12 protein-coding genes and 1 pseudogene are annotated in these 14,290 nt (G+C 34.2%); all 13 read right to left on the bottom strand.

Annotation, left to right across the window (positions count from 1 at the left end):
• Positions 1 to 2 precede the first annotated feature (2 nt).
• On the bottom strand, positions 3 to 2,360 hold the full coding sequence (locus tag V6R96_RS11900) for a polysaccharide biosynthesis tyrosine autokinase (protein WP_336378840.1): 2,358 nt from the start codon (positions 2,358 to 2,360) through the stop codon (positions 3 to 5).
• Between the two features lie 82 nt (positions 2,361 to 2,442).
• Positions 2,443 to 3,744, bottom strand: coding sequence for a nucleotide sugar dehydrogenase (locus tag V6R96_RS11895; RefSeq protein WP_336378841.1), 1,302 nt, complete (start codon positions 3,742 to 3,744; stop codon positions 2,443 to 2,445).
• Between the two features lie 29 nt (positions 3,745 to 3,773).
• Complete coding sequence (locus V6R96_RS11890; protein WP_336378842.1) at positions 3,774 to 4,592, bottom strand: polysaccharide biosynthesis/export family protein; 819 nt, start codon at positions 4,590 to 4,592, stop codon at positions 3,774 to 3,776.
• A 36-nt stretch (positions 4,593 to 4,628) separates the two neighbouring features.
• Positions 4,629 to 6,557, bottom strand: coding sequence for a nucleoside-diphosphate sugar epimerase/dehydratase (locus V6R96_RS11885; protein WP_111956560.1), 1,929 nt, complete (start codon positions 6,555 to 6,557; stop codon positions 4,629 to 4,631).
• A gap of 118 nt (positions 6,558 to 6,675) precedes the next feature.
• Positions 6,676 to 7,767, bottom strand: a complete 1,092-nt coding sequence (locus V6R96_RS11880; RefSeq protein ID WP_336379139.1) for an aminotransferase class I/II-fold pyridoxal phosphate-dependent enzyme — start codon at positions 7,765 to 7,767, stop codon at positions 6,676 to 6,678.
• A gap of 44 nt (positions 7,768 to 7,811) precedes the next feature.
• Complete coding sequence (locus tag V6R96_RS11875) at positions 7,812 to 8,276, bottom strand: regulatory protein RecX (protein ID WP_223560028.1); 465 nt, start codon at positions 8,274 to 8,276, stop codon at positions 7,812 to 7,814.
• 60 nt (positions 8,277 to 8,336) lie between these two features.
• Positions 8,337 to 9,602, bottom strand: coding sequence for a serine hydroxymethyltransferase (gene glyA / locus V6R96_RS11870; RefSeq protein WP_111956556.1), 1,266 nt, complete (start codon positions 9,600 to 9,602; stop codon positions 8,337 to 8,339).
• A gap of 131 nt (positions 9,603 to 9,733) precedes the next feature.
• Positions 9,734 to 10,767: pseudogene (arsB, locus tag V6R96_RS11865) on the bottom strand (ACR3 family arsenite efflux transporter).
• A 2-nt stretch (positions 10,768 to 10,769) separates the two neighbouring features.
• Positions 10,770 to 11,381 (bottom strand): protein-tyrosine-phosphatase, encoded by a 612-nt coding sequence (locus V6R96_RS11860; protein ID WP_336378843.1) that lies wholly within the window; start codon positions 11,379 to 11,381, stop codon positions 10,770 to 10,772.
• A gap of 23 nt (positions 11,382 to 11,404) precedes the next feature.
• Positions 11,405 to 11,878, bottom strand: a complete 474-nt coding sequence (locus V6R96_RS11855) for a DUF6428 family protein (RefSeq protein WP_111956552.1) — start codon at positions 11,876 to 11,878, stop codon at positions 11,405 to 11,407.
• 57 nt (positions 11,879 to 11,935) lie between these two features.
• Positions 11,936 to 12,262 carry a helix-turn-helix transcriptional regulator gene (locus V6R96_RS11850; RefSeq protein WP_034729278.1) on the bottom strand — a complete coding sequence of 109 codons (327 nt, stop codon included), beginning with the start codon at positions 12,260 to 12,262 and terminating at the stop codon, positions 11,936 to 11,938.
• Positions 12,263 to 12,372: 110 nt separating this feature from the next.
• On the bottom strand, positions 12,373 to 13,272 hold the full coding sequence (locus tag V6R96_RS11845) for an NAD(P)/FAD-dependent oxidoreductase (RefSeq protein WP_336378844.1): 900 nt from the start codon (positions 13,270 to 13,272) through the stop codon (positions 12,373 to 12,375).
• Between the two features lie 207 nt (positions 13,273 to 13,479).
• The gene (bla, locus tag V6R96_RS11840; RefSeq protein ID WP_336378845.1) at positions 13,480 to 14,232 is read right to left on the bottom strand and encodes a subclass B1 metallo-beta-lactamase; all 753 of its coding nucleotides are present in this window, start codon (positions 14,230 to 14,232) and stop codon (positions 13,480 to 13,482) included.
• Positions 14,233 to 14,290 lie beyond the last annotated feature (58 nt).

Here is a 14,290-nt window from a genome sequence, read left to right as displayed (position 1 = left end):
AATTAAAATCTGTTTTTTAGTTTTGTAAACCAATTTTGTTCTTCAGCATGATACCCATACCCATACTTATTACCATATCCAAAGTAATCCTTATCAACATCATTTAATATAAAGCCTACATTCTTAATTTTCTGGCTGCTGATACTCTTATTAGCAAAATCAATTAATGCATTTTCTGTATATCCTGATCTTGTAACATATAAAGTAACATCGGCCATATCGGCTATCAGGAATGTATCTGTAACAAGCATTAAAGGAGCCGTATCCAGAATAATATAATCATATTGGTCTTTCAATTCTTCAATTAAATGTTCATAACGCCCATTTGTAAGAAGTTCTGTAGGGTTTGGAGGAATACTTCCAGAATAAATAACATCCAAATATGGATTGAAGGTGGAAACATGTATAATTTCTTTACCAGTTACCTTTTCACTGTATAAATATTCTGTAAGACCTAACAAGCCCTTTCTAGCCGGATTATATCTTTGAAGTTGTGGGTTTCTAATATCAGAGCCAATAATAATAACTTTTTTGTTTGGAGTAGCTAAAGTAAGAGCTAAATTAACGGAAACAAAAGTTTTCCCTTCTCCCTTTACCGTTGAGGTAACGAAGATCACTTTAGCATCTTTCTTTTTAGGGATCATAAAATTCATATTGGTAATAAGAATTCTAAATGCTTCTGCCAAAGGTGAAAGGTCATTAAGTTTTACCAATTCATCCTGACCTCTTAATAAACCTGGAATTTCACCTATTACAGATTTACCATGAGAAAGTTTTTCAAGATCATTTCTTGATTTTACTTTATTATTCAGAAGTTCTTTTAAGTATACAATCACAAAGGGAATGACAAAGCCACAAACCAATGCTCCTAAAAGTATAAGCATTTTTTTTGGCGCAACCGGTTTAGGTGATGCATAGGCATAATCTACTATTCTTGCTTTACTTGCTGTTACCGCTAACGAGATAGCGGTTTCTTCCCTTTTCTGTAATAGAAGTAAATATAAATTTTCTTTTATCTGTTGTTGTCTCTCAATACTCCTAAACATCTTCTCCTGAGCAGGAATTTTCGTGATTTTTGAGCTTATCTTGTTCTGCTCTCCTTCATATTGATTTTTAGCTAACTGAATTCCTGTTCTGTTTTTAATAAGACTTTCCATAACAGATCCTTTTAACGACGAAATCTGTTTGTTAAGATCTATAACTAACGGGTTTTGTGGAGTCGCATTTTCTAATAAACGGTTTCTTTCCAATACTAACTGATTGTATGCAGAAATATTAGTGGTAGCAGTTGTATTATTTAAACCAATATTGCTAGGTAGAACCTGACTGTTATTTTGTCTACCCATAAAATCAATCAATGCATTGGTCAATTCAAGCTGAGATTCAAGATCAATTTGTTTTGCTCTTGCTTCTGCAGAAACTTCAAGATTAATTTTAGCTTCTGTTACTAGGTCCGTAATCTGGTTATTTGATTTGAACTTTTCTTTTTCATTTTCTACCTGTCCCAATTCATTGGAAATAATGTTGATCCTATCATCTATAAAATCTTTTGTCTTTTTAGATTCCGAATTTTTATCTGAAATAGCTTCGTTATTATAAGCTTCTACTAGTTTGTTTACTATATCTTTAGCTTTAGCTACATTCGCATAATTCAGAGATAATCCAATTACTGTAGCATCCTTATTTACTAATGCTACATTTAATATTTTCTGTAGGTTATCTACAGCACCATGAACTGTAGAATATGTCATATAAATATCTCCCATTTCACCAGCTTCTAATTTATTAAACTGGGAATTTTTCAATATAATTATATTAGCATACGGAAGATTTATAACTTTATTAAACTGAGTTTTAATTTCAGGTAATTCATCACTAGCTAATGTTATGTTATCTCCGGAAATTTTTATTGAAATAGGTCTTTGAGGTTCTTTTGTAAAAAGTTTTTCATTAACTACTTCAATAATAACAGGAGATGAACTTTTGTAAAGCTCTTTTTCTTTTAAACCATATTTAGTATAGACAGAAGTTTGTAATCTTAATTGTTTTACAACTTCCTGCATTAATTTTTTAGATTTAAAAATTTCTATTTCATTATCTATACTATTAGTTCCCATACCCCCCAATACCGACAGATCCTGCAACATACCAAAATCTCCACCAGAAGCTGCTTTTTTAGCATCTTTAATAAGTACCGATGATTGAATGCTAAATACCGGAGTAGTTAGTTTTAAATAAAAATACGCTATAATTAAAGAAATTATAGGAACAATAACAAACCACAACCAGTTTCTTAAATAGGGTTTGATTATTTCCTGAACATTAATTTTTTCTGATTCTTCAATAACTGGATTATCCATTATTTAGTTTTAAATTTTACAAATTATTCTGTTATTTATTTAGCAACAGATATTGATTAGTTGATCAGTTTATTATTTTAAATTATAGTCTTGCGTCTACTAAACTTCTATCCAAACATGCCTTCGTATCAAAAATCACACTTTTTGCTTTTTTCAATTTTTCAATATCCAATTTAAGAAATTCATTATGAGCAACTGCAATAATTATTGAATCATATTTTTTTCCCTCTTCAAAATGATCTAAAATCTCAATTCCATATTCAGCTTTCACTTCATCTTTATTTGCCCAGGGATCATATACTTCTACATTAATACCATAATCCACCAATTCTGTATATATATCTAATACTTTTGTGTTTCTAACGTCAGGGCAATTTTCTTTAAATGTAACACCTAAAATTAAAGCTGTAGAATTTTTAATAACCCTATCTTTTTCAATAAGAAGTTTTACAACTTTAGAGGCAATAAATCTTGCAATAGAATCATTAACTCGGCGTCCAGATAAAATAACGTCTGGATGATATCCAAGTTGTTCTGCTTTATGGGCCAGGTAATAGGGATCTACTGAGATGCAATGCCCACCAACCAAGCCAGGTTTATATTTAAGAAAATTATACTTTGTTCCAGCAGCATCTAGGACATCGTTTGTGTCAATACCCATTCTGTCAAATATTAATGCTAACTCATTCACGAAAGAAATATTAACATCTCTTTGTGCATTTTCAATCGCTTTTGATGCCTCAGCTACTTTAATGCTTGGAGCTTTGTGAGTTCCTGCAGTAATTATTTTTCTATATAATTCATCTATTTCTTCTGCAATTTCTTTAGTAGAACCAGATGTTACCTTTTTCACACTTGTAAGAGTATGTATTTTATCTCCTGGATTTATTCTTTCAGGCGAATATCCTACAAAAAATTCCTCATTATATTTTAGATTGGAATATTTTTCCAAAATGGGAACACATTCTTCTTCAGTACATCCAGGAAAAACCGTTGATTCATAAATAATAATATCTCCCGATTTAATGATTCCGGATAACATTTTAGATGCAGAAATTAGAGGTCCCAGATCAGGTGCATTATATTTATTAATCGGTGTGGGGACAGTTACTATAAATACATTAGATTGTGAAATTTCCTCTAATTTATTTGTTGCTTTATAACCGAGCTTTCCTTCTGTCTGTATGTATTTTTTTAAGTGGGTATTAAGCTTTTCAGGATCAGCCTCAAGAGTCACATCATAACCTCCATTCAACTGGTCGATCCTGTTTTTGTTAATATCAAATCCTAGAACTGGATAATGTGCAGCAAATTCTAAAGACAGTGGTAAACCTACATATCCTTGCCCAATAACCGCCATTCTATATGATTTGTTTTTATTCATTATGATATTTTATAAGAATATACGCGGAGTTACTTTTTAATTAAACTCACCACAACTGCGACTGCAGTTATTGCAATAGATGCAGCTGTCAAATACAGTCCTGTATTAGGATTTTGTTTAGAAGTTAAATCTTTTGTATTATTAGCTGCTACAATAATTGCATCTCCTTGTTTTAGGTTATAATATGGGGAATTAATTAGATTGGCGTCTAAAAGATTAATTTTACCGTGAGTCACTACCCCATTTTCAGTTCTTATAACTAGAACATCTTCTCTTTTTCCAAACATTGTGAGATCACCTGCAAGGCCAAGTGCATTTAAAATAGTAGCCTGCCCGTTTGATATTGTATAATCGCCTTGCTTATTTACCTCTCCCAATACAGTTACCTTAAAGTTTGCCAACCTTATATTTACACTAGGATTAATAACATACTGCGATAATTTACTTCTTAATTCTTCTTTAAGATTAATTAAATCTTTATTCACTGTATTAATTTTCCCGATTACAGGAAAATCTATATTTCCTTCTGCATCAACTATATACATCGGCCCTGAAATACTTGTCATCCCTTGATTCGGAGTATTTCCTCCGGCACTTGCATTTGTCTGAATGATTTCTGAAGAAGAATAGTTTTGATTGAATGGCTTTACAACATCCATATCTTTGGCAGTCACCAATATTACCAATTGATCACCAACTTGTATCGTATTATTAGAATTTCTGGAAGATGATTCAACAGCTACCTTTTCTATATTCTGCATATAATTTAGGTCATTTTTCGCATTTGGATTAGTTTTGCAAGACACCAGCCAAAACGCAGTTAATACAACCAATATTTTACTTTTCATATTCTTAAATTGTACAAATATACATTTATAATTCATTTATTTATCTAATTGTTCATACACAGAATTATTGCTCTTAAACTCCGGAACAATTGTTTTTAAAAGCTTGACTACATTTACTTTATCTTCCATTACAGAAGCATCAGTAATCAACTTAATGAGGCTTTCTATTTCCAGGAATTCCATAGTTGGATCTTTAGAAATCATGATCTTTTCATTATGAGTAGGAAGTGTTTTAGCATTATCGCTTAAAAGCTCTTCATACAGTTTTTCACCTGGTCTAAGACCTGTATAGATAATTTTTATATCAATGTTAGGTTCAAAACCTGATAATTTAATCATTCTTCTCGCAAGATCAAGTATTTTTACCGGCTCTCCCATATCGAAAACAAAAATTTCTCCTCCCTGTCCCATTGTTCCTGCCTGGAGAACTAGTTCGCAAGCTTCAGGAATCGTCATAAAATATCTTACGATATCAGGATGAGTAATCGTCACTGGTCCCCCAGCTTCAATCTGTCGCTTAAAATGTGGAATAACAGAACCGTTTGAACCTAACACGTTTCCAAATCTTGTTGTAATAAATTTTGTTTTATTTCCTTCAACATGCTGTAAGGATTGAACGAATAATTCCGCTGCTCTTTTAGAAGCTCCCATTACATTCGTAGGATTTACAGCTTTATCTGTAGATATCATTACAAATCTGTTGACTTTATAACGGCTTGATAAAAGTGAAATATTTTTTGATCCTAAAACGTTAACACGGATAGCTTCATTAGGATTTTCCTCAACCAATGGAACATGTTTATAAGCGGCAGCATGGTATACCATTGAAAAGTTATAGATCTGAAATATAGGTTCAACTCTATGTATATTGGAAACATCAGCCAAAACAAATTTAAATCTGATATGAGGAAATTTTTCCTTCATTTCGAGCTCAATATCATATAACGGAGTTTCAGCCTGATCCAGAACAACAATCAATGCAGGATTGAACTGAGCTACCTGTCTTACGATTTCGCTTCCGATAGATCCGGCACCACCAGTCACTAAGATGTTTTTATTAAAATGTCTGCTTTTGACCTCTTCGCTTTCTATTTTTATTGGTTTCCTGTTAAGAAGATCCTCTATCTGAAGATTCCTGATTGCTCCCCCCAAGTCACTGTCTCTTAATTTCTGTACAGATGGAGCTTTGAAAATATTTAAGTCTTTTTCTAAAAATAAATTAACCCATGAGTTCATTTCATCTTTAGACATCATTTCTTTTACAATAATGACTCCGTCAATAATAAGATCGTCTTTTGTAGATTCTTCAATTCTACTTTTTTCGTAGATAGGCTTTCCTAATAAAGAAGCTCTTTTGGAGTCTGTTCTCTGCGTAAGAAATCCTACTACCTGATAAGGCAGGCTTGGATTATCTAAAATAGCACGGGCTATAGCAATAGACTGCTCATCAATACCCAATACCAAAATCCTTTTTTTCAGAGCACTTCTTCTATATTCTCTGACGATATGGAAAAATTCTTTCACATACAATCTGAAAAGGAACAGTCCCATAAAAGAAATGATAAAGTAGAGTATTAGAAATGGTGTCAGTATAAACTTTCCGCCTGTAGACCAGAAATAAATAAGGTTAACTAATCCTACTACTGTCATAGTACAGAAGCAGGAAATCAGCAGTTTGAAAAGATCAATAAACGTAGAGTGCCTTATAATTCCTGCATAAGTTTTGAAAAAATACATAAAGATTGTATTTATCAAAATAATAAAGGCAAAAACAATGCTTTTATCTTCATGATAAATAAACTCTTTTTGGGTAATTTTTTCAATAGTATAAGTAGAAAGAAATAAAGACATTACCAGAATAATAATATCTATTACAAGTATTATCCATCTGGGAAGATATCTTACGTCTGAGAGATTGACAACATTATCACCTCCAAATATTTTTTTTCTAAGAGAGTTATACATTGTCTGAATATGTGTTCATGTTTAAATAGGTTAACACCTGCTTTTATTAATATTAATTCTTTAAGAATGGATACAAAAATAAAATAAAATCCTATCTATCCTTAAATTTTAAACAAATTTAATGAATTTCATTTTCTAAAACTTCAGAAATTCTAGATCTATAATCATTTGTTAAATTGGTCCCGGACGGCAGGCAAAGTCCTGTGTCAAAAAGTGTACCACATAAATTATTTCCAAAAAAATCACACTTTTTATATAGGGGCTGAAGGTGCATTGGTTTCCATAGATATCTGGTTTCTATATCATTCTGTGAAAATATCTCTCTAAGCTTTTCTTTTGAAAGCTCATTTTTTAAAATAACGGTATTAAGCCAATAGTTTGAAAAAAAATCATTGTTGGGAGCAGAAAACAGCTCAATATTTTCATTATTTTTCACCAGTTCTTGATAAAAATCATGATTTTTTCTTTTCTGTTTGATTTTTTCGTCCAGTGTTTCCATCTGTCCTCTTCCGATCCCTGCTGCAATATTATCCATTCTGTAATTATATCCTAATTCAGAATGGCTGTAAAATTCTGCATTATCCTTGGCTTGTGTTGCAAGAATAAGTGCTCTGCTTTTGAATTGTGCATTTCTTGAGATCAAAATTCCGCCGCCACCGGTTGTAATAATTTTGTTTCCGTTAAAACTTATAACAGAAAGGTCTCCAAAAGTTCCGCAGGGCTGTCCTTTATATTTACTTCCCAGTGCTTCTGCACTGTCTTCAACAATAGGAATTTCATATTTTCTTGAGATCTGGAGTATTTCTGCTGCCATAAAGGGCATTCCGTATAAGGATACTGCAATAATAGCTTTAGGCTTTTTTCCCTGCTGTATGCAATGCTTTACGGCATCTTCCAGGGCATTTGGACACATATTCCAGGTCTTGCTTTCGCTATCTACGAATACAGGAATGGCTTTAAGATAAAGAATAGGATTGGCAGAGGCTACAAAGGTAAAAGACTGGCAGATCACAAAATCTCCTTCTTCTACATTTAATAATCTCAATGCCAGATGGATAGCTGCAGTACCGGAAGACAAAGCTGTGACATGCGAATTATTGCCTAAGTAATTTTCCAGGCTCTTTTCAAATTCATCTATGTTAGAGCCGTATTGGGAAATCCAGTTGGTATCAAATGCGTTGTGTATATATTCAAGCTCACTTCCTCCCATATGAGGAGGTGAAAGCCAAATTTTTTCTTTTTTCAATTATCTATTTATGTTTCGTCAAAAGTATCACTTATTTTTTCATATTCAAAGCCTCTGCTCATTAAATATTTTATTGTTTTAGATTTTTTCTGATATTCCTGCATTCCTTTTTGCCTGGAATAATAATCTTCGAAGATTTTCCTGATCATTTTTTCATAATCATCTTCATCTATTTCATCAAAACAGCTGTTGATTAGCTTTTCCGAGATCTGTTTTTGCTTTAGATGCATTCTTATCTTATTTCTACCCCAGTGCTTGATATAAAACTTTCCCCTAATATAGCTGCGTGTAAACCTTTCTTCGTTAAGATAATTCTCTTTCAGAAGGTAGAGGATAATTTCATCTTTTGCCTCATCAATCAGCAGAAATTCTCTCATTTTTTGCTCAACTTCTGCATGACAGCGGTCCTGATAAACGCAGTAATTTACTAGTTTCAGCTTTATTTCATCAAAGGTGAAAGATTTCTTCTCCATAATAGATATGAAAAAGAATGGACAGATGCCCATTCTTTATTATAATGTTTTTTAATCAAATTAATAGTTGAACAGGGCTTTGCCTTCCATCAGTTCATTTACTTTCTTTCTTACCGAAGCAATAACTTCTTCATTTTTAATATTGTCAACCACATCAGAAATTAGTCCCGCAATCGTATCCATATCGTTTTCTTTAAGGCCTCTTGTCGTGATCGCTGCCGTTCCCAGTCTGATCCCAGAAGTGGTGAATGGCGACTTGTCATCAAAAGGAACCATATTTTTGTTACATGTAATATCTGCAAGCACTAAAGCTTTTTCTGTTTCTTTTCCGTTTACATTCTTATTTCTAAGGTCTACCAACATTAAGTGATTATCTGTACCACCGCTTACAATATTGAAGCCTCTGTCAGTCATAGCTTTTGACAGTGCCTGTGCATTAGATTTAACCTGCTTGGCATAGGTCTCGAACTGACCATCCAATGCCTCTCCGAAAGCAACTGCTTTACCAGCAATAACATGCTCAAGCGGCCCACCCTGAATTCCAGGGAAAACAGCTCCATCCAATACCTGGCTCATCATTTTTGTTTCTCCTTTCGGCGTTTTGTGGCCATATGTATTTTCAAAGTCTTTGCCCATCATAATCATTCCTCCTCTTGGACCTCTTAAAGTCTTGTGGGTAGTAGTCGTTACTACATGACAGTGTTCAAACGGAGAGTTCAACAGCCCTTTGGCCACTAAACCAGCCGGGTGAGCAATATCTGCCCAAAGTGTAGCCCCGATCTCATCTGCAACCTCTCTGAATTTAGCATAATCAAGATCTCTTGAATAGGCCGAGAAACCTGCAATAAGCATTTTCGGTCTTTCTCTCAAAGCAACCTCTCTCATCTGATCGTAATCGATAAGTCCTGTTTCTTTCTGAACACCATAAGAAACCACCTGATACTGAATTCCTGAGAAATTAACTCCTGAACCATGAGTAAGGTGTCCTCCCATTGAAAGATCCATACCCATGATTTTGTCTCCTGCTTTCAAAACGGCAAGGTAAACGGCAGCATTCGCCTGAGATCCTGAATGCGGCTGTACATTAACATAGTCAACACCGAAAAGCTCTTTTGCTCTGTCGATGGCTAATGTTTCAACCTCATCTACTACTTCACAGCCTCCGTAATATCTTTTTCCGGGATATCCTTCAGCATATTTGTTGGTCAGTACACTTCCCATTGCTTTCATCACGTTCTCAGAAACAAAGTTTTCTGATGCAATAAGCTCTAATCCATGGGATTGTCTTTGTCTCTCTTTTTCAATCAGGTCGAAAATAATGTCCATTTTACTTTTAGTTTTTGAAATTTTTCACCCCAAATGTACGGAATTTCCTGTAAGATTTCTTTATCCTAAAATCCGATTTTGGAATAAAATTTCAGGCATTATGCAGTAATTTACCATCAATGGTGACTTTTTTACTCCAATTTATAGCTTCTTTTTAAATACAAACTTGCTTTAACCAATAATATCAATATAGGAACTTCCACTAAAGGACCGATAACTCCTACAAAAGCCTGTGAGGAATGAATTCCAAAAACAGCAATACTTACTGCAATAGCCAATTCAAAATTATTTCCTGTCGCCGTAAAAGCAATGGAGACATTTTTATCATAAGGAACTTTAAGCCATTTGTTTATTGAAAAACTAATAAAAAACATCAATACAAAATAAATGATCAGTGGAATTGCAATTTTTACCACGTCCATGGGCAGTTCCAATATTTTATCCCCTTTTAGGCTAAACATTAAGACAATCGTAAATAATAAGGCGTATAAAGTAACAGGTGATATGAAAGGAATGAATTTTTGGCTGTACCATTCTTTTCCTTTGAGCTTCGTAAGAAAATAACGGCTTAGAAAACCGGCTAAAAAAGGAATTCCCAGATAAATTAAGACGCTTTCCATTACGTCACTGATAGGTACAGAAACATTAAAACTACCCAATCCTAATTTTTGAGGAAGAATATTAATAAACAGCCATACCATAAAGCTATAGGATATAATCTGAAAAATACTATTTAAGGCGATCAGCAAAGCTGCATATTCCCGGTTTCCTTTTGCCAAATCATTCCAGACAATAACCATGGCAATGCATCTTGCCAGGCCTATAAGAATCAGCCCTATCATAAATCCGGCTCATTCTTAAGAAAAATAACAGCTAAAACAAACATCAAGACTGGACCTACGACCCAGTTTAATAATAACGAAACAGATATTACTTTTTTATCCCGGAACACTTGTGGCAATAGGCTATAATCTACTTTCGCCAGAGGTGGATACATCATCAGGATTAAGCCGACAGCTAAAGGGATGTTAGTCGTACCTGAAGAAAATGAATTTGTTATTACAGAGATACCAGGAAAAAAATATCCCAAACCGACTCCGATGATCATAGCCAGAAAAATCCAAAGGGTTAAATACCGGTCAAGAAATTTTAATTTGGTCTTCATTTTTAATGATTTATTTGGGAAAAAACGTAAAACATTTCGGCCCCGATTTGTAGACTTCTTTCTCTGTATATTCTGGTTTGTTCAGGTGTGCTATCTGAGATTTTCGGATCTTCAAAGGTAACAGGAATACGTTTCTCTGCACCTGAAATGAAAGGGCATCCTTCATCTGCCTGGGAGCAGGTCATAACTGCAGCAAAACCTGTATTTGGATTAAAATGATCATCGTACTTTTTAGAAAATCCAATGACAGGTAAAGCATTTTCAGAATACTTAACAGCATATACAGGGTTTTCGCTTTCACTTAATTTCCAAATATGAAAGCCAGCTTCCATCAATGTTTCAGCAACTTTAGGAAATAAAGCAGTTGCCTCTGTACCTCCGGAATAGCAGTTTACATCAGAGATTTTAAAATAGGCGGATGCAGTTTGTGCCCAGATTTGTGCCAGATGGCTTCTCCGGGAATTATGGGTACAGATAAAATTAATAGATATTGATTCTTGATTTCTTTTTTTCTGCTCTACAAAATCTATTAATGGCTGCAGAACAGCTTTTCTTTCTTCGCCGATCTCTATAGAAAGAAGTTCTTCTATATATTTTGTCAATTTAAGATACATTCCAGTCATTATAAAGGTTAATATTAGCAACAGCCCGAACCTGGTGTACAGCTAGAATCCTGATTAGCCTTCAGCCCGCTTAAGCTTATTTTTTGCTTTTCCTGAGGAATTCCACAGGCGTCTGTAGCTAAACAAGCCGTCAGTTTATTTTTTAAGATAAAGTTGTTACCGTTAAATTCCAGATCATATTTTCCAATAGTCTGATCCTGATATTCTACTTCAATTTCAAAATCTCCGATTCCCAGCTTCTCTTCTGACAAATTAATAATATGTAATAATTTTCCGGGTTTAAGACGGTGTTCGTAATCTTCCGCATTCCAGAGCTGAAAATTTATGCGTTCTTCTCTTCTGATGGTCCCTCCGCAGTCGATGAAGTTTTTGGTAACCATTCCTATCTCAGTAACGTGGAAGTGTTCCGGTACAAATCTTCCGTCCTCCAGCTGGAATTCTACATTTTCCAAGCCTGGTAAAATGCTTTTAATGTCTGATAATTTCATAATTCAATATTTTAATTGTTATAATGCAATATTACGATGATTCAATTCAAAAAAAATTTAGCAGCAATTCTGCTTTTTAACGGTGGAAATAATATTTGAAAAGAAAGCATTTAAAATTTCGAACGCTTTTTCATCGATACAGTAACATACAGAATTGCCTTCAATGTTTCCTTTGATCAGGCCTGCATTCTTTAATTCTTTCAGATGCTGGGAAACGGTAGGCTGTGCAAGAGGCAATTCATTGACAATATCTCCGCAGATGCATTCATTAACTTTCAGAAGATATTCAATGATGGCAATTCTTGCCGGATGTCCCAAAGCTTTTGCAATGACAGCGATCTTATTCTGCTCATCTGTAAAGAAATCTGTTTTTGTAGCCCCCATACTTTTTATTATATCGCAATATTACGATAATATATTTTAGCAACAAAATTTTAAGTGAAAAATCCCCACAGAAAATTTCTGCGGGGACGGCACCAATTTATAATATATAATTAAAAACTTTCTTCTGCAAGCTCTTTATTGACAATAGCTCCTGTGAAATTTCCCTGGGCAACAGCATTGGCTACAGACCTCATCATGGTGACATTGTCACCACAAGCAAAAACACCGGAAATATTGGTTTTATGCATAGAGTCAATTTTGATAAACCCATGCTCGGTAAGCTCACAGCCAAGATATCCTGAAGCATTGATGTTCTGCTCAAAAGGTATTTTGGCATACAGTGCTTTCAAGGAGATTTCTTTTCCGCTTTTAAAGATGACTTTCCGGATGTTTCCGCTTTCATGCTCTATTTTTTCAATTTCATCTTCAACAAGAATGATATTATTCTCGGCCAGTTTGTTTTTCTGATCTTTTGAAAGAACCGATTGGCCATTACTGAATATGAAGAGATTCTTTGTCAGGTTATACACCAGTTTTGAAAATTCAAAGGCCATATCACCATCTGAAAAAATTCCGGTCACTTCATCTCTCACTTCATAGCCATGGCAGTACGGGCAGTGGAGAACTGAAATTCCCCAGCATTCTGCAAATCCGGGAATATCAGGCATGAGATCAATCACTCCTGATGCCAAAATCAGTTTTTTAGCATAGAATTTTTCGCCCCCAGAAGTTTCCGTTTCAAATCCTTCATCAGTTTTTCTCAGTTTTATGACAGAATCTTCATGAAACTTCACTGTATCATATGCTTCGACCTGCTTGCGGGCAAGATCAGCAATTTCTTTTGGCACTTTTCCGTCATGGGTAATAAAGTTATGTGAATGGGGCGTCTGTCTGTTACATGGTTTCCCACTGTCTATGATCAGGGTATTTCTTAATGATCTTCCTAAAGACATTCCTGCTGATAATCCGGCATAGCTTCCGCCTATAATAATAACCTCGAAATTTTTCATTTTACTAAATAATATTGGATGTTAGTCTGTTTTTCAGCTGTTCGCTTCTCATCACAAAGTTAAAATAAAATCTCATTAATGCAATATTGTTGCATTAATATTTTATTACAATAATAAAAAGATTAAAAAAAGAAACAGCTGATTTTAAACTTATTAAAATTTAAAATCAGCTGTCAGTCATATTTATTGTCGAATATGATCTGTGAATCAATTATTTTTGAAGAGTTTTATGGTGTAATCCAGGAGTTCTATCCCACCTGTTTCTCCATGTCCCGGAATTATAAGTTTGACATCAGGATATTGGGCTTTTACTTTTTCAACGGTTTGGGACCAGGCCTGAACATTGGCATCTCCGAGGTATCCTTTTGTAGCATTCATTTCTTTGATCAGACAGCCTCCGAACATTGCTTTCTCATCAGGAATATAGGCTACTACATTGTCTTTTGTATGTCCTTCTCCAAAGTATTTCACCAAAATTTTGTGTTTTCCGGCATTCAGTGTGATGGTATCATTAAATCCATGCTCCGGAACATTTGCTCCATTTTGTTTTGCCAGTTTAATGGTTTTATTGTTGGCATAAGACGGAATATTATTTTTGCCAAACTCTTTCAGTCCGCCTACACAGTCATCATGGAAATGGGTTGCCACAACAGCATTCACTTTGGAATGAAGGTTATTCTTAATCCATGAAATCAATTCCTCTGTACTTTTATCATTGGTAGGGCTATCCAGGATTACGGTTTCATTTCCGTCTTTCACAATCATCCCATTACATTCTACTTTTCCAAAGGAGTCTGTATTCAGATAGGAAATATGCTGATAAATACCATTGGACAGTTGAATGATGGAGAGGTTATCTGTTTTATAGACTACTTGGGCCTTCTGAGTTTCTTTCTGAGAACTGCAGCTTAAAAATAACAAAGCTGAGGATAAAAATAAAATTTTGGATAGTGATTTCATAGGGCATTACAATTACAGCGAAATTAGAAAATATTTCACCCTATGATATGATCCATTA

Origin of the sequence: Chryseobacterium sp. CCNWLW53, from assembly GCF_037083525.1 — a bacterium.
GTDB lineage: Bacteria > Bacteroidota > Bacteroidia > Flavobacteriales > Weeksellaceae > Chryseobacterium > Chryseobacterium lathyri.
Note: the sequence above shows the minus strand (reverse complement) of the source record. Positions and strands in the feature narration are given on the sequence as shown.